Consider the following 23,483-nt stretch of genomic DNA (forward strand, 5'->3'; position numbering starts at 1 on the left):
GAGTCGTTGTCATGAAAATATCCGAACTGGCCCGGCGCTGCGGCCTGGCCCGCTCCACCCTGCTCTATTACGAGAAGCTGGGGGTGATTGCGGGCACAAGGGGCGCCAACGGCTATCGCCACTACGACGATGACGATCTGCAGCGGCTGCGGATGGTACAGGCCCTGCAGGCCGGCGGGCTCAGCCTCAAGCAGTGCCTCGCCTGTCTGGCGGGCGAGCTGGAGCAGGCAACGCTGGAAACCCGGGTCAGGGAGCTGGATGAAGAGCTGGCGCGGATGCAACGCGCCCGGGATCTGCTGGCGGATCTCGCCGGTTTGCGTGCGCACTCCGGCGACGAGTTCAAGGCCTGGCAGCGGCAACTGCAGCATCAAGCCCCGCAGGCCTACTTTGCCTGGGTGATGAAGCAGGGATTCAGTGAAAAAGAGCGTTACCACCTGCAGTGGCTCAGCAAAGACATGAATGAACATGAACGTTATATCCGGGATTTCAAGCTGCTGCTGGATGGCATGAGCTATTGGGGGCCGGGCGATAGCCTCTTCACCCAGCAGCAATTTGCCGCGCTGCCCAGCCAGCCTCGCCGGATCTTCGACATGGGCTGCGGGCGCGGCGCCGCCACCCTGGCGCTGGCACAGGTGACGGACGCCACCATAGTGGCCATCGATCTGGACGAGGAGGCGCTGGCCGCCGTGGCCCGTAGCGCCAGTGCGGCGGGGCTGAGTCAGGTCACTACCCTGTGCGCCAACATGGCGGCGCTGCCGGCAGATCTTGCCCCCGCCGATCTCATCTGGGCCGAGGGGAGCGCCTACACCATCGGGGTGGCCAACGCCTTGCAGGCATGGCGGCCGTACCTTGCCGGCCCTGCTGCCTGCCTGGTGCTGAGCGACCTGGTGTGGCTGACGGACACGCCCCCAGAGGAGGCACTGGCGTTCTGGCAGCGGGATTATCCCGCCATGCAGACCCTGGCGGGCCTGCTCAAAACTGTGCAGGAGGCGGGTTATCGCTGCCTGTGGCACACCCCGTTACCGCAAAGGGCCTGGGACAACTATCTGGATCCCATCGAGCGCAATCTGGCGCGCCACCGTGCCGAGCTGGGGGATAGCCCAGCCTGGCAGGATCTGAGCCGGGAAGTGGCCATCCACCGCCAATACCTGGGCAGCTATGGCTATGTGATCTGCTGCCTGCAGACAGTCTGATCAGGCCATCCATTGCAAGATAACAAACGGAGAAAACCTTATGAATATTCTCATTCGACCTGAAACGGGCGCCGATCACGACGCCATTGAAGCGCTGACCGTGGCCGCGTTCCTCAATGCCCCCCATACCGATCACAACGAACAGCTGATCGTGCGCGCCTTGCGCCAGGCCGGGGCACTCAGCCTGTCGCTGGTGGCGGAGCAGGCGGGGCGGGTGGTCGGCCACCTCTGCTTCTCGCCGGTCACCATCAGCGATGGCAGCCCGCACTGGTATGGCCTTGGCCCCATTTCCGTCTCCCCTGCGCTTCAGGGCAGGGGGCTGGGGTCACGGCTGATGGACGCGGGTCTGGCCGAGCTCAAGGGGATGGGAGCGGCCGGCTGCGTGGTGCTGGGGGATCCCGGCTTCTACGGCCGTTTTGGTTTCGTGTCCGAGCCGGGGTTGACGCTGCCCGGCGTGCCGCCCGAGTACTTCATGACCCGCTCGTTCGGCGCTGCCATGCCCAGTGGTGAAGTGCGCTATCACCCGGCCTTCGAGCAGGGCTAAGCCCTCACCTTGAGGAAGATGCAAGTCGCTTTCTCAAGGTGGTGCAACCTTGCCGGTTTTAGGGAATGGGGCGGTGTTTAATATCGCTCCTGTTAATATCTCATGGTGGAAAATGCAATAAGTGACGGTATTGTGATATATTCCACCTGTAATTTTTCTTGACGGACAGCCCCCTTGTCATCCTCTCGCCGCCCCTCGTCATGGCCGATGGTGCTTGCCATCGCCTGCCTTCTCTGGCTTGCCGCTGCGGCGGCGGCAGGGGTCGTTGCAACTAGGGGAATGGAGACGCAAGGGCAGGAGCGGCCGATGCTGTTCCATGAGCCAGCGAACCCGGGGCTTGCCGACAACGTCAGCCTGCCGCCCGCCTCCCAGTGGCGGCTCGGTTTCGAGCAGGGACGGCGACTGGAAGGGGCTGCTCATACCGAGCTCTACCAGATGCTGCTGGCCTGGTTCCAGCACGAGATCCTCGGCCTGCTCTGCGGCCTGCTGTTTTTCCTGCCTCTCATCTATCTCAGGCAGCGGCCCGACTACTTCGGCGCTCTGCACACACGGCGGCTTCGCTGCCACCACCTGCAATATCGCTTCTGCCAGGGCGACTAGGTTCACCAGCCGGGCGCCCGCCCGTTTGATCCCCGTCATTGAGTACCGCTGACCGGGCTGCTCGGCAGTCTGGCGGCTGCCGTGGTCATTACCGGGTGCTGCGCCAGCTCTCTCTGTAAACGTCATCCGTGACGTCATCTTCGCGACTGGCCGTTGGCCGGGCGCGGACGTGCTCTTATTGCAACCAAGTGGTGAACTCATTCATGGACTATTACGTCAATCTCTTCATCCAGTCGATCTTTGTGGAAAACCTGGCGCTGGCCTTCTTCCTTGGCATGTGCACCTTTCTGGCCGTCTCGAAAAACATCAACACCGCCTTCGGTTTGGGCATGACGGTGCTGGCGGTCATGGTGATCGCCATCCCCCTCAACAACCTGATCTACCGCCATATCCTGCGTCCCGAGAGTACCTTCCTCGGCGAGTTTGATCTGGGCTTTCTCGATTTCATCGTCTATATCGGGGTGCTGGCGGCCCTGGTGCAGGTGATGGAGATGGTGCTCGACAAACATTTCCCGGCGCTCTATCACGCGCTCGGCATCTATCTGCCGCTGCTGACGGTGCATTGCGCCATCTTCGGCGGCGTCATGTTCATGGCCCAGCGGGATTACGACTTCATCGAATCCGTGGTCTACGGGGCGGGCTCAGGGCTGGGCTGGCTGCTGGCCATCGTCGCCATTGCGGGATTGCGCCAGAAGATGAAGTATTCGGATGTGCCCGAGGGGCTGCGGGGTATCGGCATTACCTTCATCGTGGCCGGGCTGATGTCCCTCGGCTTCATGTCCTTTTCCGGCATCTCGCTCTGAGCCATGGGCCGGGTGGTGGCCCAATGAAGGTGCTCAATCCAGACGCTTTGCCATGTTGTAGCCGGTGATGGTGAAGCCCAGCGCCTGATAGAGCGCCAGTGCCCTCGGGTTGTCATGGGCCACCCTCAGCTTGATCTGGTGGATGCCTAGGGGGGCGAGCTGCGCCTCCAGGGCGGCCATGGCTGCCTTGCCGAGGCCGCGACCACGATGGGGCGGTGTCACATAGAAGTCGTAGATGAAGGTGGTGCCGGCGGCGCCGTCGATGGCGTGCCAGAGATAGCCCAGAGGCTCGCCCGGCGCGTTCGAGGCTTCAGGTACCATGGCGAGCAGGTGATGACCCGGGGTGGCGACACCCAGTGGCAGGAGCTGCTGCAACGAGGCGTCGGCCTGACGGTGGGCGTCAGGCCGCGCCATCCCGTGGTTGCTGGCAAGATCCTGGGCGTAATCCTCGATGAAGTAGTCGCGATAGGCGGGAAAGTCTGCGTCACGCAGGGGGATCAGGCGAACGGTGAGAGTCGGCATCCGGCACAGCACTCCAGAGAAGGGGAGTGGCCACGTTACGCCAGAACGGCGTCAATCACAAAGGGACAACCGCTGCCTGCGAGGTGACGGCGATAAAAAAAGAGCGCCCAGGGGCGCTCTTTTTTCTGCCAGCAGGAAAAGAGGCTTATTTGACCTCTTCCCCCTTGGCTTGCAGGTCTGCGTGGTAGGAGGAACGCACGAAGGGACCGCAAGCGGCGTGGCTGAAGCCGAGATCCATGGCCACATCCTTGAGTTCGTCGAACTCTGCGGGCGGCACATAACGCTTCACCGGCAGGTGGTGGCGGCTCGGTTGCAGGTACTGGCCCAGGGTCAGCATGTTGACGCCGTGCTCGCGCAGATCCTTGAGCACCTCGACGATCTCCTCGTTGGTCTCGCCAAGGCCCATCATCAGGCCGGACTTGGTCGGCACGTGGGGGTGCATCTCCTTGATGCGGCGCAGCAGCTCCAGAGACCACTTGTAGTCGGCGCCCGGACGGGCAACCCGGTACATGCGCGGGGCGGTTTCCAGGTTGTGGTTGAAGACGTCAGGCGGGGTCTCGCGGAACACCTCCAGCGCCTGCTCCATCCGGCCACGGAAGTCCGGGGTCAGGATCTCGATGCGGGTCTGGGGGCTGTGCTCGCGGATCTCGCGGATGCAGTCGGCGAAGTGCTGGGCACCGCCGTCCCGCAGATCGTCGCGGTCCACCGAGGTGATCACCACGTACTTGAGGTTCATCTCCTTGATGGTGAGTGCCAGCTTCTTCGGCTCCTCCGGATCCAGCGGCAACGGACGGCCGTGGGCCACGTCGCAGAAGGGGCAGCGGCGGGTACAGATGGCGCCCATGATCATGAAGGTCGCGGTGCCGTGGTTGAAGCACTCCGCCAGGTTGGGGCAGGAAGCCTCTTCACACACAGAGTGCAGCTTGTTTTTGCGCAGGGTGCTCTTGATGTGCTCGATCTTCTGGCTCGACGGCGGCAGCTTGATCCGCATCCACTCCGGCTTGCGCAGCACTTCCTCGTTGGGATCCGGCATGAATTTCACCGGGATCAGGGCCATCTTGTCGCCATCGCGCAGCTTGACGCCCGGCTCCATACGAACGGGTTTGCTCATGATTCACTCTCGGTGTTTGTTATTGTCTGGTTGACGGTCACCAGGGGCCTTGCGGCTCCCTCGTGACCACGGGGCATGGGGTTGCTCATGCCGCCTCTTCGGTATTCGTGATCTCTTGGTAGCCAATCAGGCGGGCCAGCTCCGTCACCAGCAGGGACTGTGCCTCGGCGACGCTCTGCGGGCCGCCCAGGGCGCTGGTCTGGGTCATGGACATACCCGCATAGCCGCACGGATTGATGCGCAGGAAGGGGGTCATGTCCATGTTGACGTTGAGGGCCAACCCGTGGAACGAGCACCCCTTGCGAATGCGCAAGCCCAGGGACGCCAGCTTGGCTTCCATACCCAGATCGCTCTTCACGTAGACGCCCGGGGCATCGGCCTTGGCGTAGGCCTTGATATTGCTTTTGGCGAGCGTGTTGATGATGGCGGTTTCGAGGCAGGTCACCAGCTCCCGTACAGAGAGCTTGCTGCGGCGCACATCCACCAGCACGTAGAGCACCAGCTGGCCCGGGCCGTGATAGGTCACCTGGCCGCCGCGATCACTCTGCACCACCGGGATGTTGCCCGGGGCGAGCAGGTGTTCGGCCTTGCCGGCCTGGCCCTGGGTGTAGACGGGGTCATGCTCCACCACCCAGAACTCGTCCGGGGTGTCGGGGGTGCGATTGTCGGTGAACGCCTTCATGGCGTCCCACACCGGCTGGTAGGGGCGACGGCCCAGCTGTCTGACGAGCAGTTGGCCGGCTGACGGTTGTGGCTCGGCGGGCGTTTCGAGTGACATCTTTCCTCACTGGCGGCGCGGTGTCGGTACGGTCGCCGCTGCGACCGGGCGGCAAATAATCAGTCGCCCCGGTGGCGGGGCGAGAGAGGCAACTTACAGGACGTAACGAACCAGCTCGATCTTGCCAAGGGCGGTATACATGGCCTCGATGTGTTCCTTGCTCTGGGCGGTGACCGTCACCCGTACCGAGTGATAGTTGCCCTTGGAGCTAGGTTGAACGGTCGGGCTGTAGGTGCCGGGAGCATGTTGCTGCAGCACTTCCACCACCATGTCGGGCAGGGCGGGATCGGCCACGCCAAGCACCTTGAACGGGAACTTGCAGGGGAACTCCAGCAGTTCATCAAACTTGGTATTCATCTACTTCACCTTTCTGGGTCGCCGGGAAGCGACGTCATCTTTACGTCTTTGAGGGCCGCCGAAACGGTCCCCTCATCTGCCCCCAGGGGGCAGTTCCCAGTCTATATGGGCATGAGCCGCCTCGGGATCAAGACCCGGCGGTGCGGCAAGACGTGGAAATGCTGCTTTTTACCACAAATCGTCAGTCGGCGGAACCTGCAGATTACAGGGTTATTGACTGGACAGACCGCAAAAGACAGCAGCGGCGCCTGTTGGCGCCGCTGCTTGAGGAAGGGTCTGTTACTTGAACCAGCTGGAGACCAGCATCACCAGGTAATCCCACAGGCGGCTCATCAGGCCACCTTCCTGCACCTCTTCCAGGGCAACCAGGGGAACCTGCTTGATCTCCTTGTCCCCTTGCTTGAGGTACACGGTGCCGACGCGCTGGCCCTTGGCCAGGGGCGCCTTCAGCTCGCTCTCCAGCTGGAAGTCCGCCTTGAGGTTGTTGCCCTGGCCACGGGTGACCAGCACGGAGACGTCCTTGTCGACCCCCAGCTTCACTTCAGACTTGTCGCCCATCCAGATCTTCTGGGTGACCAGTTCGGTGCCCGCCTTGTAGGGGGTCAGGCTCTGGAAGAAGCGGAAGCCGTAGGTGAGCAGCTTCTTGCTCTCGGCGGCGCGGGAAGCCTCGCTGTTGGCCCCCATGACCACGGCGATCAGGCGCATGCCTTCGTTGTTGGTGGCGGAAGAGACCAGGTTGTAGCCGACCTGGCTGACGTGACCTGTCTTGATGCCGTCAACCTGCAGGGATTGGTCCCACAGCAGGCGGTTGCGGTTGTGCTGGGTGATGCCGTTGAACACGAAGGACTTCTGGGAGTAGATCTTGTACTCCTCCGGCTGATCGTGGATCAGAGCCTGACCCAGGCGGGCCATGTCGCGGGCGGTACTGTAGTGGCCCTCTTCATCCAGGCCGTGGGGGTTCTTGAACTGGGAGTCCTTCATGCCGAGCTTGGCGGCCCAGGCGTTCATCAGGCTGGCGAAGGAGTCGGTGCTACCTGCCAGGTGCTCGGCCATGGCGACGCAGGCGTCGTTGCCGGACTGGATGATGATACCCTTGTTCAGATCATCAACGGAGACCTGCTTGCCCACCTCGATGAACATCTTGGAGGAGTCGGAGTAGTTCTTGGACCAGGCGTTCTGGCTGATGGTCACCATGTCGGTGCCCTTGATGTTCCCCTTGTGCAGCTCGTCGCCGACGATGTAGGAGGTCATCATCTTGGTCAGGCTGGCGGGTGGCAGACGCTCGTCGGCGTTCTGCTCGGCCAGCACCTGGCCGGAGAAGTAGTCGATCAGGATGTGGGCCTTGGCGGAGATCTCGGGCGCGGCAGGCACCACCATGGGGGCGCTGTTCAAAGTGGGGACCGGCTGGGCACTCGGCAGGGCCGAATCCGGGGTCGGAACAGGCTGGTTGGCCTGAGCGGTGGCGCTTAACAGGGAGGCCAGAATAACGGAGCGGGCAAATTTGGACATCTTGAAATTCCTGGTGCCTGGATGGGTTGTACCCAAGTTGAAAAAAAGCGGGCCCCACTATACCAGATGTGCGTGTCGGTCATAGTCCGAGATGCGACCTGGACGGGATTTTATGGGATGGTCCCCGACCTCGCGTCGTATCCCGGCGCGAGGTCGGGGCGGGTATCAGGGCACGATGAAGGCCTGCTCCAACCCACCCTGGCGGATCTGCTCGAGCAGGGGGGCCTGCTTGTCGCTGGCCACGGGTCCGAGCAGGACGCGGAAGACGGCGCCATGTGCCACCACCTGGTACGGCACGCCATAGCGCTGGGTCATCACTTTGCCCATGGCCTCGGCCCGCGCCTGCGAGCCGCTGGCGAGCACCTGGATCATCTTGCCCTGGGTCGCACCGGCCTTGGGAGGGGAGACGGTGGTGGTTGCCGTGGCGGCAGGAGCAGGCGCGGCCTTGGCCGGTGTACTGGGGGCCGGCGTCTCGTTCGCGAAGGAATTGGCTGCTGGCGCCGCAGGCTCCATGGGCGTCATCGGGGTCATGGGCACCATCTCTACCATCTGATCCGGCTGATCGGTGATGAGTTCGAGGCGCACCCGGGCCTCACCCCCTTCCACCATTTCCAGTTGCGCGGCGGCGGCGTGGGAGAGATCGATGAGGCGATCGCTGCCGAAGGGGCCGCGATCATTGACGCGTACTATGGTCTCCAGACCGTTGTCCAGATTGGTGACCCGCACGTAGCTTGGCAGGGGCAGGTTGCGGTGGGCGGCGCTGAACAGGGTGCTGTCCTGCACGTCGCCGTTGGCAGTCTTGTTGCCGTCCAGATCCCGGGAGAGCCAACTGGCAGTGCCTTCCTCGCTGTAGTGCTTGATGTCGCGCCACACCTCAAACTTCTGCTTGCCGATCCAGTAGTCCCGGTTGCCGCTCTCGCTCATGGGTTCGGGGCGGGGAATGGCGCCGGTCGCCTGGGGGATCTCGATGACCTGGGGCTTCTCCTGGGGGACGGGCTCTGGCGGCAGCGGCTGGGGTTCGGGTTGGCTGCTACAGGCGGCCAGCAACAAGGTCAGGCCGAGGGGAAGAAGTTTGTGGCTGTAATGCATAAGCGTCCTGGATTGCTTGACTGAGTTGATGCACCGCCATCGCATAGAGAGGGCTGCGATTGTAGCGGGTGATCACGTAAAAATTGTGGCGCGCGACCCAGTATTCCGGTCCTTCGGCCTGCTCCATCGCCAGCAGTTTTACCGGCGTCTCGGGTGACGGCGGTGTGGCGACTTCAATGCCCGCAGCGGCCAGCTCTGCCCAGCGGTGTCTTAGCTCGGGCTCGGGTGCAAGCAGGGTACCTACTGGCGCCAATCCGATCAAGGCGGGCTCCACCACCGGCTCGCCCCAGCGCCAGTGGTGCAGGGCGAAGTAGTTGGCCACGCTGCCGATGGCATCTGCCGGGTTGGCGAAGAGATCCCGCTTGCCGTCTCCGTCGAAGTCGACCGCGTAGTGGCGGTAGCTGGAGGGCATGAACTGGCCCATGCCCATGGCACCGGCATAGGAGCCCTTGAGGGTGGTGAGCGGCCACTTCTCTTCCCGGGCAAGCAGCACCAGCTGGGCAAACTCCTTGGCGAAGAAATCCGCCCGTTCGGGGTAGTGGAATCCCAGGGTGTAAAGGCTGTCGAGCACCGGATGGCGCCCCATCTGTCGACCGTAAAAGGTCTCGATGCCGATGATGGCGACGATGAGGGAGGCGGGGACCTGGTAGGTCTGCTCGGCCCGTGCCAGGGTGGCGGCATGGCGCTGCCAGAATCCCACTCCGTCCCGGATGCGCTCCGGGGTGACGAACAGCGGCCTGTAGCGGTGCCAGGGCTTGGCTTCCCAGGGGCGGCGGATGGTGTCCAGCACCTCCTGGCGCAGGCTGGCCTGGGCGGCGGCGGCCTGCAACTCTGCCAGCGGCACCTGCTGCTGCTCGGCCAGCAGGCTGAGCCGGGCCGGCGAGACGGCAGCACCCGCCGTCAGGGTGCACAGAGATAGAGCCAGCCAGCCGAGCCGCATCAGGCGAGCAGCCGCCTGTGGGTCTGGATGGACATCAGAACGCCGAAGCCCGCCATCAGGGTCACCATGGAGGTGCCGCCGTAGCTCACCAGTGGCAGGGGAACTCCTACCACCGGCAGGATGCCGCTTACCATGCCCATGTTGACGAACACATAGACGAAGAAGGTCAGGGTCAGGGCGCCCCCCAGCAGGCGTTCGAAGCTGTTCTGGGCCTGCATGGAGATAAACAGGCAGCGGCTGATGATGTAGAGGTAGATGACCAGCAAGAGGGCCACTCCCACCAGACCGAACTCCTCGCTGAATACGGCGAAAATGAAGTCGGTGTGGCGCTCTGGCAGGAATTCGAGCTGGGACTGGGTGCCTTGCAGCCACCCCTTGCCGAACACGCCGCCGGAGCCGATCGCAATCTTGGACTGGATGATGTGATAGCCGCGACCGAGCGGGTCCTTCTCCGGGTCCAGCAGCATCAGCACCCGCTGGCGCTGGTAGTCGTGCATCAGGAAGAACCAGAGCACCGGCATGAAGGCGCAGATGAGCAAGACCGCGAGCCCGATGAGCCACCAGCTGATCCCCGCCAGGAAGATGACGAAGAAGCCGGAAGCGGCCACCAGGATGGAGGTGCCGAGATCGGGTTGGGCCGCGATCAGCAGGGTGGGCAGCAGCACCATCACCAGGGCGATCATCACATGGCTGAACTTTGGCGGCAGGGAGTGCCGGCTGAGCCAGGCGGCCACCATGATGGGCATGGAGAGTTTCATCACCTCGGAGGGCTGGAACTTCATGAAGCCGAGATCGAGCCAGCGCTGGGCCCCCTTGCCGATATGGCCGAACACGTCCACCGCGATGAGCAGCAGCACCACCACCGCAAACAGGGGCACCGACCAGCGGGCATAGAGGGAGGGCGGCAGCTGGGCTATGCCGATCATCAGACCGAAGGCCAGGGCGCCGCGCACCAGCTGGCGCACGATGGAGTCGAGATCCTGGCCCGAGGCGGAGTAGAGCACCACCATGGAGAGGGCCATCAGGGTCAGCAGGCCGAGCAGCAGCGGCAGGTCGATGTGCAGCTTGTACCAGATGCTCTGCTGGCGGGCAGAATTACTCATTGGGAAACGACCTCACTCGGTTGGGACGGCTTTTCCGGTGCCGGTGGCAACTGGGGTTCCGGCGGGAGCAGATAGGCATCCAGCATGTGGCGGGCGACCGGTGCCGCCATGGCGCTGCCGCCCCCGGCGTTCTCCAGCACCAGGGCGACCACCGCCTTGGGTGCCTCGAAGGGGGCGAAGGCGACGAACAGGGCGTTGTCGCGGTGCTCCACCTTGGTGGTGGCCGCGTTGTAGACCTGGTTCTCTTTCAGGCCCACCACCTGGGCGGTGCCGGACTTGCCCGCCGCCTTGTAGGGGGTATTGGCGAAGGCGCGGCGCCCCGTCCCTTCGTGGCCGTTGATGACGCGCCACATGCCGTCCTTGGCCACCTGCCAGTAGGTATCGCTCTTGGCGGCGATGGCCACGTTCGGGTTGATGGGGGCGTTGACCACGCCATCGGAGGAGGCGGTGCTCTTGAGCAGGTGCGGCGTCACGTCGTGACCGTTCTGGGTCAGGATGCTGATGGCCTTGGCGAGCTGGATCGGGGTGGCGCTCCAGTAGCCCTGGCCGATGCCGATGGAGATGGTGTCCCCCTGGTACCAGGGTTGACGCCAGCGGGCCATCTTCCAGTCCCGGGAGGGCATGACGCCTCGGGTCTCTTCATAGAGGTCCACGCCGCTGTACTGGCCGAAGCCGAACTTGGTCATGTAGCTGTTGATCTTGTCGATGCCGACCCGGTAGGCGAGATCGTAGAAATAGGTATCCGCCGACACCTCGATAGCGCGATAGACGTCGAGCCAGCCGTGGCCCCAGCGGCGCCAGTCCCGGAACTTCTTGGTGGTGCCCGGGATGGAGAAGCTGGGCCCGCCGAAGTAGCGGTAATTGGGGGTGATCGCCCCCTCGTTGAGCCCCATCACCGCCATCATGGGCTTGACGGTGGAGGCGGGGGCATAGATGCCCTGGGTGGTGCGGTTGACTAGCGGCCGGGCGGGATCGTTGAGCAGCGCCGAGTAGTTGGCGCTGGAGATGCCGGTCACGAACAGGTTGGGGTCGTAGCTCGGGCTCGACTCCATGGCCAGGATGGCGCCGGTGTTGGGTTCCATCATCACGATGGCGCCCCGGCGGCCGGCCAGCAGCTCCTGGGCCTTCAACTGCAGGCGGATGTCGATGTTGAGGTAGATGTCCTTGCCGGGCTCGGGGGGCTGGAATTTCAGGGTGCGCACCACCCGGCCGCGGTTGTTCACCTCGACCTCCTGATAACCCGCCACGCCGTGCAGCTGATCCTCGTAGTACTTCTCCACCCCCTGTTTGCCGATGTCCTTGGTGGCGGCATAGTTGGCGAGCTTCTCCTCCTTCTCGAGGCGCTCCACGTCACGGGTGTTGATCTTGGCCACGTAGCCCAGGGCATGGGTCAGGGTATCGCCGAACGGGTAGTAGCGCTTGAGGTAGGCCTCGATGCTGGCCCCCGGGTAGTTGTGCTGGTTGACCGAGAAGAGGGCGACCTGGTATTCGGTCAGCTTCTCGAACAGGGGCACGGGCTTGAAGCGGCGCTGACGTTTGACCTCGGCCAGGAACTTCTCCTTGGTCCCCTCCGGCAGGGCCAGCAGGGTGATGAGGTCGTCCGCGGTCTTCTCCAGGTTCTCGGTCTCTTCGGGCACGATCTCCAGGCTGTAGACCGGGCGGTTTTCCGCCAGCAGGACACCGTTGGCGTCGTAGATGAGGCCACGGGGCGGCGCCACCGGTACCACACGGATGCGGTTGTCGTTGGATCGGGTCTGATAAGTTTCGTAAGACTCTACTTGCAGGTAGTAGAGGTTAGCCAGCAGCACCAGCATGAGGGTGACCATGCCGATGTAGGCGACCAGGGTGCGCCGGAAGAACAGACGTCCCTCGGCACTGTGATCGCGCATTTCAATGCGATTCTTCAGCATGCCGTTACCTTGTGGCTGACGTGCGGGTGAGAGAGGAGAAATGCATGCTCAGGGTCGGCATGGGTCACTCTCTGTGATAAGGGTGATTGGTGGTGATGCTCCAGGCGCGGTAGAGGCTCTCGGCCACCAGTACCCGCACCAGGGGATGGGGCAGGGTCAGGGGCGAGAGCGACCAGCTCTGCTCCGCGGCAGCCTTGCACTCGGGGGAGAGCCCCTCCGGGCCACCCACCAGCAGCGCCACGTCCCGGCCATCCAGCTTCCAGGCTTCCAGTTGCACGGCGAGCTGCTCCGTGGTCCAGGGCTTACCCGGAATGTCCAGGGTCACGATACGGGAGCGGCCGGCGGCGGCCAGCATGGCTTCCCCTTCCTTTTGCAGGATGCGGGGAATGTCGGCATTCTTGCCGCGCTTGCCTGCGCCGATCTCGACCAGCTCGAACGGCATGTCTTTGGGGAAGCGGCGACGGTACTCTTCGAAGCCATGCTCTACCCAGGCAGGCATCTTGGTGCCCACGGCAATCAACTGGATCTTCATCTTTGGTTACGCTGTCGCCCTTTATTGCGAATTGACCTGGGCGGCGCCGCTCCAGAGTTTTTCCAGCTGGTAGAAGTCGCGGTATTCATCCTGCATCACGTGGACGATGACCGACCCCATGTCCACCAGCACCCACTCACCGGTGAGTTCCCCCTCCACGCTCAGCAGGTCGAGCCCCGCATGACGGGCCTCGCTGGCGAGGTTGTGGGCGATTGCACTGACGTGACGATTGGAGTTGCCGGAGCAGATGATCATGGTGTCCGTGATGCTGGATTTGCCGCGCACATCGAGGGTGATGATGTCGCGGCCTTTCATGTCATCGATCTTGTCGACGATAAAGGCGAGCAATTCTTGGCCTTGCAATGTCTTCTCCTATCTTCCGGCGCCAGAGGGCGGCGGATTATATCATGGTCACTCCCGTTTCCCAGCCTGGCAAAGGGAGCATCGCCCGGGGAGCCGTCCCGTGGGGGAGGGGCCCCTTGACGATCACTATAGTGTGCAACCCGGCCTGGCAATAGTCAGGGCCGGGCCCGGTGCGCCCGGACGTGTCGGCTGAGCCGCCTGCGTGGCGCCGTTTACTGCGTTGCCGATTAGCGGTAGAGCCCGTGGCGCCGGATATAGTCGGCGACCGAGTTGGGCAGCAGGTATTTGGGATCCTGGCCTGCCGCGAGCAGGGCACGCAGGCGTGTGGCCGACAGCTCGACGGGCAGATTGTCACAAAGCCAGACATGACCGTGGCGCTGGCTATGGAGATCCTGAATGTCCCGGGTCTGGTGGCGGGCCAGCAGCGCGGCCACCTGGACGGGATAATCCGGTTGCCAGCCTGGGCGGCAGCTCACCACCAGGTGGGCGTAATCGAGCAGCTCCTGCCAGCGGTGCCAGCCCGGCAGGCCGAGCAGGGAATCCATCCCCATCAAAAAGCAGAGCGGGGTGTCCGGCAGCTCGCTCCTCAACTCGACAAGGGTGTCGATGGTCCAGGAGGGGGTGTCGCGCCTGAGCTCCCGCTCATCCACCACGAATCCCGGGTTGTCCGCCGCAGCGAGCCGGACCATGGCGAGCCGCTGCTCGCTCGAGCAGAGCGGATTGGCCCGGTGGGGCGGGATATGGTTCGGGAGCAGGCGCACCTCGGCCAGACCCAGGGCATCCCGTGCCTCGATGGCGGGCCTCAGGTGACCGATGTGAATGGGATCGAAGGTGCCGCCGAGGACCCCGATGGGCGGTGTCAGCATGATTCCGTCTCCAGCAGGGGGAGCGGGGTTCCGTCACGAAAGCCGAGAGCGATGGTTTGCAGCATCAGCCAGGCCTGCTCGGTGTCGAAATGGCGCTGGGCATGGTCCAGCCGGGCCATCAGTTGCCAGAGCTGCCGGATCTTGGGGAAGGGAAGCCGGGTCAGCGCCTGCTGGATGAGCTGCTGGCGGCTCTGCCAGATGCGCAGGCGGCTGAAATGCTCCACCAGGGGCTGTCCGGCGCGGGCGGCCAGCGCCAGCTCGGTGAGCTGCTCCAGCTCGCGGCACAGGGTCCAGGCCAGCATGCCGGGTTCGGTGCCCTCGGCGCGCAGGGCCAGCAGGATGCGCTGGGCCCGGTTCACTTTTCCTTCCAGCAGGGTATCGACGAGCTGGAAGGGAGTGAAGTGGGCGTGGCGGATGATGGTCTCCTGCAGATAGGCGACGCTGATGGGCTGGGGCGGGGAGAGCAGGGTCAGCTTCTCGATCTCCTGGCTCGCGGCCAGCAGGTTGCCCTCGTAGGCGTGGCACATGAAGTTGACCGCATCCGGCAGTGCCTTGAGGCCGAAGCGCTGAAAACGGGCGCTCATCCAGCGCGGGAAGAAGCGGGGCTCGGGGTGGTTGACCGGCACATAGGTGCCGTTCTGGCTCAGCTTGTCGAACCAGGCTGCCTTCATCTGGGTCTGGTTTAGGCGATTACCACTCAGGACCAGCAGCAGGTCGGGGTGGAGCTGCTTGCCAATGTCGCTGATGCGGGCGGCGAGATCCTTGTCGATCTTGGCGGGCAGCTCCAGCTCGATGATCTGGCGGGCCGAGAACAGGCTCATGGCCTGGCAGGCATCGTAGACCTGGTTCCAGTCAAGCCCCTGTTCCACCACGAAGCTGTGGCGCTCATCGAAGCCCTGTTTGCGTGCCACCTGACGCACGGCGTCGACAGCTTCCAGTTTGAGCAGGGGCTCGTCCCCAAAAATGAGATAGCAGGGCTTGAGCCCTGCCTTGAGGTGATCCGCAAACTGCTCGGGATAGACTCTCATCAACACCCTCTCATCAAGATACGCGCATCAGAACTTGACCTGACTGAGCTGGCGAATAACCAGGTTGGCGGCCTGCTCCTGCATCTCCTTGCCCAGCTGCTCCTGCTCGCGGGAGGAGGCGAGTGCCGCATCCGGCTTGTTCAGGAAGCTGCGGTTGAAGGTGATGGGGAAGACCTGGGTCGGTTTGCCCGGCATGACCACGGTGAACTGGGTGCTGTAACTCAGCAGGTATTCGCGGTCCTGGCCGATGGAGTCGACGGAGGCGACCTGGCTGCGGCTACGTACCCCGGCTAGGGTCAGCACCGGGATGCCCTCCTTGTCGGCGAGTTCGACGCCAGCGGCCTTGAGACGGGTGGTGACCAGTCGGTAGAAGTCGCTCTTGTTGTCACCGACCACTTTCATGGTCATCAGCTCGGGGGGAATGGCGGTGCCCCGCATCTGAAAACCGCAGGCCTGCAGCAGCAGTCCTGCCAGCACGATGGCCATCCAGCGCGTGAAGATGGTGCCCATAAAAAATCCTCTTTGCATGAAGGGAAGAGCGGCGGGCGCAGGGCCCGCCGTCATCATCCGTGTGTCGTCAGCCCCTGGCCCGGACTGTCGGCCGCCGCCAGGGGAGGCGTCATCAGTTGGCCACGATGTTGAGCAGCTTGCCCGGCACGTACACGACCTTGCGCACGGTCAGACCGTCGGTGAACTTCTGTACGGACGCATCGGCCATGGCCAGCTTCTCGACGTCGGCCTGGCTTATCTCGGCCGGTACGGTCAGTTTGCCGCGCATCTTGCCGTTGATCTGCACCACCACCAGCTTCTCGGTCTCGACCATGGCCGCTTCGTCAGCCACCGGCCAGGCCGCGACATCGATGTCCCCTTCCTTGCCCAGCATCTTCCACAGCTCGAAGCCGATGTGCGGGGTGATGGGGTAGAGCATGACCACGACTGCTTCCAGCGCTTCCTGCATCAGGGCGCGATCCTGAGCGTCGCTGCCCAGTTTTGCCAGGTTGTTCATCAGCTCCATGATGGCAGCGATGGCGGTGTTGAAGGTCTGACGGCGACCCACGTCGTCGCTCACCTTGGCGATAGTCTTGTGCAGCTCGCGGCGCACGGCTTTCTGGTCGCTGGTGAGGGCGGCGACGTCCAGTGCGGCAACGGCGCCACCGGATACGTGCTCGAAGGTGATGCGCCACAGGCGACGCAGGAAGCGCTGGGCACCTTCCACGCCGGAGTCGGACCATTCCAGGGTCATCTCGGCCGGGGAGGCGAACATCATGAACAGACGGACGGTATCGGCGCCGTAACGCTCCACCATCAGTTGCGGGTCGATGCCGTTGTTCTTGGACTTGGACATCTTGGTCATGCCGGAGTGGATCACTTCACGACCCTCAAGGTCGACCGCCTTGGTGATGCGACCCTTCTCGTCACGCTCCACCTTGACGTCGAGGGGGCTGACCCAGACGTTGCCGCCCTTCTCATCCTTGTAGTAGAAGGCGTCAGCCAGCACCATGCCCTGGCAGAGCAGGCGCTTGAACGGCTCGTCGCTGTTCACCAGGCCCGCATCACGCAGCAGCTTGTGGAAGAAGCGGGCATAGAGCAGGTGCATACAGGCGTGCTCAATGCCGCCGATGTATTGATCCACCGGCAGCCAGTGGTTGGCAGCCGCCGGATCCAGCATGCCCTTGTCGTAGTCCGGGGAGCAGTAGCGGGCGTAGTACCAGGAGGACTCCATGAAGGTGTCGAAGGTATCGGTCTCGCGGAACGCTTCCTGACCGTTGTAAGTGGTCTTGGCCCACTCGGCGTCAGCTTTGATCGGGCTCTGGATACCATCCATCACTACATCTTCCGGCAGCAGCACCGGCAGTTGGTCTTCCGGCGTCGGCACCACTGTGCCGTCCGCCAGGGTCAGCATGGGGATGGGGGCGCCCCAGTAGCGCTGACGGGAAACGCCCCAGTCGCGCAGACGGTAGTTGACGGTGCGCTTGCCCTTGCCGAGCTCTTCCAGCTTGTTGGCGATGGCATCGAAGGCACCCTGGAAGTCGAGACCGTCGAACTCGCCGGAGTTGAACAGCACGCCCTTCTCGGTATAAGCCGCTTCGCTCACGTCGACGCCGCCATCAACCGGCTTGATCACCGCCTTGATGTCGAGGCCATATTTGGTGGCGAATTCGAAGTCACGCTGATCGTGGGCCGGAACCGCCATCACGGCGCCGGTGCCATAGTTCATCAGCACGAAGTTGGCGACCCAGACCGGCACCTTGCGGCCATCCAGCGGGTGAATGGCGTAGAGGCCGGTGGCCATGCCCTTCTTCTCCATGGTGGCCAGTTCAGCTTCGGCTACCTTGGTGTTCTTGCACTCTTCGATGAAGGCGGCCAGCTCCGGATTGTTCTGGGCTGCTTGCAGTGCCAGCGGGTGACCGGCAGCGATACCGACATAGGTGACGCCCATGAAGGTGTCCGGACGGGTGGTGTAGACCTCCAGATGCTCAGCCTGACCCTCGATGGCGAAGCTGATGTTGACCCCTTCGGAGCGGCCAATCCAGTTGCGCTGCATGGTCTTGACCATCTCAGGCCAGCCTTCGAGGTTGTCGATATCGTTCAACAGCTCTTCGGCGTAGTCGGTGATCTTGATGAACCACTGGGGGATCTCTTTTTGCTCCACCGGGGTGTCACAGCGCCAGCAGCAGTTGTCGACAACCTGCTCGTTGGCCAGCACGGTCATGTCGTTCGGGCACCAGTTGACGGAGGAGGTCTTCTTGTAGACCAGGCCCTTCTCGTAGAGCTTGGTGAAGAACCACTGTTCCCAGCGGTAGTAGTCCGGCTTGCAGGTGGCCAGCTCGCGATCCCAGTCATAACCCAGACCCAGCATCTTCAGCTGGTTCTTCATGTATTCGATGTTTTCGTAGGTCCAGGGCGCCGGTGCCGTGTTGTTCTTGATGGCGGCGTTTTCCGCCGGCAGGCCGAAGGCGTCCCAACCGATAGGTTGCAGCACGTTCTTGCCATTGAGGCGTTGATAACGGGAGATCACATCACCTATGGTGTAGTTGCGAACGTGCCCCATGTGTAGACGACCAGACGGATAGGGGAACATGGAGAGGCAGTAGAACTTTTCCTTGTCTACTTTCTCCACCGCCTTGAAGGTTTTCTTGGCATCCCAGTGCTTTTGCACTGCTGGTTCTATGGATTGGGGAACGTATTGCTCTTGCATTGGTGACATCCGGATCTGTGAAATGAATAGATAAAACGGCTGGGAAATCCCGATAGAATACCCATATCCTGCGGCGGCAACAACCGCCAGCATCCGCCCGGTCTCGGGCCAGGTCCGGTACCCGCGAGGATTTGCAGCGCCGCAAGAGCCGCGAGAGTCGCAACGAAGTGAGAATGGCAACCGCCGCCCGTATCCGCCGAGCCCGAGGTCAGGGTCTGGCTCGATCGGGATTCAGCAGAGGAGTGATGGCCATGGACAAACGTCGACAAGGGTATGAAGCCTTTATCGCCCAGCTCAAGAAGCAGTGGGAAGAGACGGAAGCGTTTCAGGGAGAGCGCCTCAACCGGATGATCGCCAAGGTGCAGGCCTATCTGGAGGCGGCCGGGGATCTGACCCAGGACGAGCTGGCGCTGATCGCCGAGTATGTGAAGCGGGATCTGGGCAACTATGACGAAGGGCGCAAGGATGAGCAGGTGGAGGAGTCCGCCTTCATGCTGGCGCTCAAGGACACCGCCTGGTCCTGGCTGGCGGACGTGACCGACCGAACCCAGGTGGAGTGGCAGGAGTTGGCGGACGAGCTGGAACACAAGGGGGTCTACCGGGCGGGGGACTGGGTGGGACTCGGGGTGCTGGTGTGCGACCACTGCGAGTGGCGCCATACCGTGCTGCACCCGGAGCAGCTTGACACCTGCCCGGAGTGTGGGGCCGATGAATATCATCGCGAGCCGCTGTCTCCTTGAGCCGCCAGACTGTGCCAAGCCATAAGCCAAACCATAAAAAGAGGCGCCCAAGGGCGCCTCTTTTGTTTATCGGCGTTGTGTGGTCTTAGCCCTTGCGTGCCCAGGGGTGGGCACGTGGGCGCAGCCCCAGTCCCAGCGCCAGCAGCAGAGCGGCGATGCCATACATGGGCCAGCTGCCAAAACGCAGATAGGGGGTCACGCCGTGGGCGGGGCGTACCTCGGCACGCAATACTCCAGCCTCGAACTGCGGGATCTGGGCGATGATGCTGCCGTCTATCTCGGTGACGATGGTGATGCCGGTGTTGGTGTCGCGCAGCAGCGGGCGGGCCAGCTCGAGGGCGCGCATGCGGGCGATCTCCATGTGCTGCCAGGGGCCGATGCTGGTGCCGAACCAGGCGTCGTTGGAGACGGTCAGCAGAAAGTCGGTATCCGGCTGCACGTTGCGGCGCACCTCGTCCGGGAAGATGATCTCGTAACAGATGGCGGCGGCAAACTTGAGCCCCTTGGCGATCAGGTTCGGCTGCACCTCGTCACCCCGGCTGAAGGAGGACATGGGCAGGTTGAAGAAGGGGGCGATGGGACGCAGCAGATCTTCAAAGGGTACGAACTCGCCGATGGGCAGCAGATGGTACTTGTAGTAGCGGTTCTTGTGCTCGTAGTAGTAGGACTCCTTGCCTTCTGCATCCTGCACCCCCATGCCGAGCACGGTATTGAAGAAGCGCTGCTGTTTCAGATCGTAATGGATGATCCCCGCCAGCAGGCCGGTGTCGTTCACCTTCATCGCCTTGTCCAGGCTCTCCAGATAGGTACCCATCTCCTTCTCGATGGCCGGGATGGCGGACTCCGGCCAGACGATGATGTCGGCATCCTGGTTCTCGCGGCTGAGATCCTGATACTTGCGTACCGTCGGCACCAGGGCCTCCGGATCCCACTTGAGGGACTGCTCGATGTTGCCCTGCACCAGCGCGACCTTGACCGGCTCACCCCGGGTCACCCAGTTGAGCTGCATCAGCCCCTGGGCGGCGCCCACCAGGGCGACGGGGAGCAGCAGCCAGGCCGGCTTGCGGTGCTGCCATACCAGCCAGAGGGCGGAGGCGGTGAGCAGCAGGGCGAGGGTGATGCCCTGCACCCCGAGAAGGGGAGCGAAGCCCTTGAGGGGGCCGTCTATCTGGGTGTAGCCGAACCAGAGCCAGGGGTAGCCTGTCATCACCCAGCCCCGCAGCCAGTCGGCCATCAGCCAGAGCGCCGGGAAGGCGAGCAGCCAGCGGCTCCAGTGGCGGCCGACAAAGAAGCGGGCGAAGAGCCAGCAAGCCAGGGTCGGGTAGAGGGAGAGATAGGCGCAGAGCCCGGCCAGCAGCACGAAGGCGGCCGGCAGCGGAATGCCGCCAAACTCCGTCATGCTGACGTGGATCCACCACTGCCCGGGCAGGAACAGACCCATGGCGTAGCCGAAGCCGCGCCAGGCTGCCTGTTTGGGGGTGGCCTTGTCCAGCAGGGCGTAAAGGCCGAGCAGGGAGGGGATCACCAGGGGCCAGTAGCCGAAAGGGGAGAAGGCCAACACGGCGATGGCGCCGCTGGCAATGGCAAACAGGCTGGTCAGGAGTTTCGATTTCACGGGGGATCGGGGCTCGAATTGGACTGAATGGAAACACAATGGCCGACATCTTAACCGCAAACCGGGTCAACGGCGAGCCTCGCGGTCGGCGTGGGTCCAGGGGCGGTCGCGCGGCGGGAGAGAGGCAAAAAAAGCGCCCCTGACGAGAGGGGCGCGGGATGTGCGTGGTGCTGGGCGGGATCAGGACTCCGGCTGCGCCGCCGCATGATGCTCGGGGATCTTCACCTGCAACTGTTGCAGGCGACGGCGATCGGCGTGCATCACCTTGAACAGGTAGCCGTCGAGTTCGATCTCTTCACCCTTCTTGGGCAGGTGGCTGAAGGCGTGCATCACCAGACCGCCGACGGTGTCCACCTCTTCATCGCTGAACTGGGTGCCGAAGAAGTCGTTGAAGTCCTCGATCTCTGTCAGCGCGCTCACCGAGAAGACCCGCTTGCTGATGCGGCGGATCTCTTCCGGCTCGTCCTCGATGTCGTCGAACTCGTCGTCAATCTCGCCGACGATGAGCTCCAGAATGTCCTCGATGGTCACGAGACCAGAGACACCGCCAAATTCGTCCACCACGATGGCCATGTGGTAGCGCTCTTCCCGGAACTCCTTGAGCAGGCGATCGACCCGCTTGCTCTCCGGCACGATCACCGTGGGACGCAGGATCTTCTCCAGCTGGAGCGGCTCGCTGGCATGCTGGCCGCCAAACCCGAACGGCAGCAGATCCTTGGCGAGCAAGATGCCCTCCACGTGATCCTTGTCTTCGTTGATCACCGGGAAGCGGGAGTGGCCGGATTCGATGATGACCGGTAGGAACTCGTCCACCGGCTGGGACTTCTCGATGGTCACCATCTGGGAGCGGGGGATCATGATGTCACGCACGCGCAGCTCGGCAATTTCGAGCACGCCCTCGATCATGTCCTTGGTGTCCTGATCGATGAGGTCCCGCTCTTCGGCATCGGCGATGACCTCTACCAGATCGTTGCGGTCTTTTGGCTCGCCCTGGAAGAGTTGGCTGAGTTTGTCGAGCCAGGTTTTCTTCGGCGAGCCGGTACTAGGGTGATCGTCGGTCATTTTCTCTCTTGGTTACTCGTATGAACACACTTGAAATCGTTGTGGCTATATGAGGATGGGTATCGGCTGTTTCAAGACGATGACCATCCGGTTCGTTACTCTTCGTCGTTCAGATAAGGATCGGCGAAGCCCAGTTCCTGCATGATGTCGCGCTCGAGCTGCTCCATCTCCTCGGCTTCCTCGTCCTCGATATGGTCATAACCTAGCAGATGCAGACTGCCATGCACAACCATGTGAGCCCAGTGGGCCATCAGGGGCTTGCCCTGTTCGACGGCTTCGGCCTCGACCACCTGGCGGCAGATCACCAGATCCCCGAGCAGGGGCAGCTCGAGACCCGGTGGCGCCTCGAAGGGGAAGGAGAGCACGTTGGTGGGCTTGTCCTTGCCACGATAGGTGTGGTTGAGCTCGCAGCTCTCCGCCTCGTCCACCAGGCGCACCGTCACCTCGGCCTCGGGCTGGAAGCCCAGAATGGTGCCGTCGAGCCAGCCTTGTAGCTGGGCCTCGGTCGGCAGGCCGTCCGGGCTGGCGCAGGCCAGTTGCAGATCCAGGGTCACGCTCATTGGGCACTCTCTTTGCTGGTGTTTTCGTTGCGGGGAGTGGCTGCGCTCTTCTCGGCCGCCTGCTGGGCATCGAATGCCTCGTAGGCCTGCACGATGCGGGCCACCACGGGATGACGCACCACGTCCTTGGACTCGAAGAAGTTGAAGGAGAGGCCATCGACCCCCTGCAACACCTCCAGGGCGTGGCGCAGACCGGATTTGGTGCTGCGGGGCAGGTCCACCTGGGTGATGTCGCCGGTCACCACCGCCTTGGAGTTGAAGCCGATGCGGGTCAGGAACATCTTCATCTGTTCCGTGGTGGTGTTCTGGGCCTCGTCCAGGATGATAAAGGCGTCATTCAAGGTTCTGCCTCGCATGTAGGCAAGCGGCGCCACCTCGATGACGTTGCGCTCCATCAGCTTCTCCACCCGCTCGAAGCCCAGCATCTCGAACAGGGCGTCGTAGAGGGGGCGCAGGTAGGGGTCCACCTTCTGGGAAAGATCGCCGGGCAGGAAGCCGAGCTTCTCACCGGCTTCCACCGCCGGGCGGGTCAGCAGGATGCGGCGGATCTCCTGGCGCTCCAGGGCATCCACGGCGGCGGCCACGGCGAGATAGGTCTTGCCGGTCCCGGCGGGCCCGATGCCGAAGCTGATGTCGTGGCGCACGATATTGGCGATGTACTGGGCCTGGTTCGGGCTGCGGGGCTTGATGAGACCGCGCTTGGTCTTGACCGTGACCTCCTTGCCGTAGGGCAGGGAAGGGGCGGGTTCGTCGTCCTGCTCCAGCACGCGGGACTCCTGCACCGCCAGGTGCACCATCTCGGGGGTGATGTCGCTCACCTTGCTCCCCTTGAGGGGCTGGGTTTCCACATAGAGGTGCTTGAGGATGACGGCAGCCGCCTCCACCTGGGCCTGCTTGCCGATCACTTGGAAGTGGTTGTCCCGGTAGCTTATCTCGATGCCGAGACGTCGCTCCAGCTGCTTGAGGTTGTCGTCAAAGGGTCCGCACAGGCTGGCGAGGCGCTGGTTGTCGGCGGGTTCCAGATGCAGATTCAGGGTGGAGATGTGTCGGCTCAAGGTG

Annotated in this window: 24 protein-coding genes; 5 read left to right on the forward strand and 19 right to left on the reverse strand. The window is 63.1% G+C overall.

The window, feature by feature from the left end; translation table 11 throughout:
- The first annotated feature begins 11 nt into the window (after positions 1-11).
- The 4 genes from C2U37_RS12900 (at position 12) to nqrE (ending at position 3,140) form a co-directional block, all read left to right on the forward strand.
- Positions 12-1,193, forward strand: coding sequence for a MerR family transcriptional regulator (locus C2U37_RS12900; RefSeq protein WP_104452441.1), 1,182 nt, complete (start codon positions 12-14; stop codon positions 1,191-1,193).
- Positions 1,194-1,233: 40 nt separating this feature from the next.
- Positions 1,234-1,737, forward strand: a complete 504-nt coding sequence (locus C2U37_RS12905) for a GNAT family N-acetyltransferase (RefSeq protein WP_104452442.1) — start codon at positions 1,234-1,236, stop codon at positions 1,735-1,737.
- A gap of 306 nt (positions 1,738-2,043) precedes the next feature.
- Positions 2,044-2,337: a hypothetical protein gene (locus tag C2U37_RS12910; protein WP_080990038.1), complete on the forward strand. Its 294-nt coding sequence runs from the start codon at positions 2,044-2,046 to the stop codon at positions 2,335-2,337.
- 203 nt (positions 2,338-2,540) lie between these two features.
- The gene (nqrE, locus tag C2U37_RS12915) at positions 2,541-3,140 is read left to right on the forward strand and encodes an NADH:ubiquinone reductase (Na(+)-transporting) subunit E (protein WP_103243607.1); all 600 of its coding nucleotides are present in this window, start codon (positions 2,541-2,543) and stop codon (positions 3,138-3,140) included.
- 33 nt (positions 3,141-3,173) lie between these two features.
- Here the strand turns inward: nqrE and C2U37_RS12920 are convergent, their stop codons facing one another.
- The 15 genes from C2U37_RS12920 to leuS all read right to left on the reverse strand — a co-directional run bounded on the left by C2U37_RS12920 (position 3,174) and on the right by leuS (position 18,447).
- The gene (locus tag C2U37_RS12920) at positions 3,174-3,662 is read right to left on the reverse strand and encodes a GNAT family N-acetyltransferase (protein WP_103243606.1); all 489 of its coding nucleotides are present in this window, start codon (positions 3,660-3,662) and stop codon (positions 3,174-3,176) included.
- Between the two features lie 145 nt (positions 3,663-3,807).
- On the reverse strand, positions 3,808-4,773 hold the full coding sequence (lipA, locus tag C2U37_RS12925) for a lipoyl synthase (RefSeq protein ID WP_039041111.1): 966 nt from the start codon (positions 4,771-4,773) through the stop codon (positions 3,808-3,810).
- A gap of 85 nt (positions 4,774-4,858) precedes the next feature.
- Positions 4,859-5,551: a lipoyl(octanoyl) transferase LipB gene (lipB, locus tag C2U37_RS12930; protein WP_104452443.1), complete on the reverse strand. Its 693-nt coding sequence runs from the start codon at positions 5,549-5,551 to the stop codon at positions 4,859-4,861.
- A gap of 93 nt (positions 5,552-5,644) precedes the next feature.
- Positions 5,645-5,908: a DUF493 family protein YbeD gene (gene ybeD, locus C2U37_RS12935; RefSeq protein WP_010673756.1), complete on the reverse strand. Its 264-nt coding sequence runs from the start codon at positions 5,906-5,908 to the stop codon at positions 5,645-5,647.
- Positions 5,909-6,187: 279 nt separating this feature from the next.
- On the reverse strand, positions 6,188-7,417 hold the full coding sequence (locus C2U37_RS12940) for a D-alanyl-D-alanine carboxypeptidase family protein (protein ID WP_039041110.1): 1,230 nt from the start codon (positions 7,415-7,417) through the stop codon (positions 6,188-6,190).
- A 165-nt stretch (positions 7,418-7,582) separates the two neighbouring features.
- Positions 7,583-8,506 carry a septal ring lytic transglycosylase RlpA family protein gene (locus C2U37_RS12945; RefSeq protein WP_104452444.1) on the reverse strand — a complete coding sequence of 308 codons (924 nt, stop codon included), beginning with the start codon at positions 8,504-8,506 and terminating at the stop codon, positions 7,583-7,585.
- The gene (mltB, locus tag C2U37_RS12950) at positions 8,448-9,446 is read right to left on the reverse strand and encodes a lytic murein transglycosylase B (protein ID WP_104452445.1); all 999 of its coding nucleotides are present in this window, start codon (positions 9,444-9,446) and stop codon (positions 8,448-8,450) included. The genes C2U37_RS12945 and mltB overlap by 59 nt, the downstream gene beginning before the upstream one ends.
- Positions 9,446-10,549, reverse strand: coding sequence for a rod shape-determining protein RodA (rodA, locus tag C2U37_RS12955; RefSeq protein ID WP_039041107.1), 1,104 nt, complete (start codon positions 10,547-10,549; stop codon positions 9,446-9,448). Before rodA ends, mltB begins: the two co-directional genes overlap by 1 nt.
- Complete coding sequence (mrdA, locus tag C2U37_RS12960) at positions 10,546-12,459, reverse strand: penicillin-binding protein 2 (protein WP_010673761.1); 1,914 nt, start codon at positions 12,457-12,459, stop codon at positions 10,546-10,548. The genes rodA and mrdA overlap by 4 nt, the downstream gene beginning before the upstream one ends.
- A gap of 64 nt (positions 12,460-12,523) precedes the next feature.
- Positions 12,524-12,991: a 23S rRNA (pseudouridine(1915)-N(3))-methyltransferase RlmH gene (gene rlmH / locus C2U37_RS12965; RefSeq protein ID WP_005298242.1), complete on the reverse strand. Its 468-nt coding sequence runs from the start codon at positions 12,989-12,991 to the stop codon at positions 12,524-12,526.
- 21 nt (positions 12,992-13,012) lie between these two features.
- On the reverse strand, positions 13,013-13,354 hold the full coding sequence (rsfS, locus tag C2U37_RS12970; protein WP_010673762.1) for a ribosome silencing factor: 342 nt from the start codon (positions 13,352-13,354) through the stop codon (positions 13,013-13,015).
- Positions 13,355-13,581: 227 nt separating this feature from the next.
- Positions 13,582-14,220 carry a nicotinate-nucleotide adenylyltransferase gene (nadD, locus tag C2U37_RS12975; RefSeq protein ID WP_104452446.1) on the reverse strand — a complete coding sequence of 213 codons (639 nt, stop codon included), beginning with the start codon at positions 14,218-14,220 and terminating at the stop codon, positions 13,582-13,584.
- Positions 14,214-15,248: a DNA polymerase III subunit delta gene (gene holA, locus C2U37_RS12980; RefSeq protein WP_104452447.1), complete on the reverse strand. Its 1,035-nt coding sequence runs from the start codon at positions 15,246-15,248 to the stop codon at positions 14,214-14,216. Before holA ends, nadD begins: the two co-directional genes overlap by 7 nt.
- A gap of 27 nt (positions 15,249-15,275) precedes the next feature.
- Positions 15,276-15,758, reverse strand: coding sequence for an LPS-assembly lipoprotein LptE (locus C2U37_RS12985; RefSeq protein ID WP_043153202.1), 483 nt, complete (start codon positions 15,756-15,758; stop codon positions 15,276-15,278).
- A gap of 112 nt (positions 15,759-15,870) precedes the next feature.
- Positions 15,871-18,447, reverse strand: coding sequence for a leucine--tRNA ligase (gene leuS / locus C2U37_RS12990; RefSeq protein WP_104452448.1), 2,577 nt, complete (start codon positions 18,445-18,447; stop codon positions 15,871-15,873).
- Positions 18,448-18,698: 251 nt separating this feature from the next.
- Here leuS and C2U37_RS12995 point away from each other — a divergent pair, with 251 nt between their 5' ends.
- Positions 18,699-19,187 carry a zinc ribbon-containing protein gene (locus tag C2U37_RS12995; RefSeq protein ID WP_103243597.1) on the forward strand — a complete coding sequence of 163 codons (489 nt, stop codon included), beginning with the start codon at positions 18,699-18,701 and terminating at the stop codon, positions 19,185-19,187.
- A gap of 85 nt (positions 19,188-19,272) precedes the next feature.
- On the opposite strand, the gene lnt is transcribed toward C2U37_RS12995, so the two are convergent.
- From lnt to C2U37_RS13015, 4 genes are all read right to left on the reverse strand, one after another.
- A complete protein-coding gene (lnt, locus tag C2U37_RS13000) occupies positions 19,273-20,802 on the reverse strand; it encodes an apolipoprotein N-acyltransferase (protein WP_199770443.1) in 1,530 nt (509 codons plus the stop codon).
- A gap of 180 nt (positions 20,803-20,982) precedes the next feature.
- Positions 20,983-21,864 carry a CNNM family magnesium/cobalt transport protein CorC gene (gene corC, locus C2U37_RS13005; RefSeq protein WP_010673769.1) on the reverse strand — a complete coding sequence of 294 codons (882 nt, stop codon included), beginning with the start codon at positions 21,862-21,864 and terminating at the stop codon, positions 20,983-20,985.
- A gap of 95 nt (positions 21,865-21,959) precedes the next feature.
- A complete protein-coding gene (gene ybeY / locus C2U37_RS13010; protein ID WP_104452450.1) occupies positions 21,960-22,424 on the reverse strand; it encodes an rRNA maturation RNase YbeY in 465 nt (154 codons plus the stop codon).
- Positions 22,421-23,479: a PhoH family protein gene (locus C2U37_RS13015; RefSeq protein WP_010673771.1), complete on the reverse strand. Its 1,059-nt coding sequence runs from the start codon at positions 23,477-23,479 to the stop codon at positions 22,421-22,423. Before C2U37_RS13015 ends, ybeY begins: the two co-directional genes overlap by 4 nt.
- Positions 23,480-23,483: the final 4 nt, after the last annotated feature.

The organism is Aeromonas sp. ASNIH1, assembly GCF_002934285.1.
GTDB lineage: Bacteria > Pseudomonadota > Gammaproteobacteria > Enterobacterales > Aeromonadaceae > Aeromonas > Aeromonas caviae.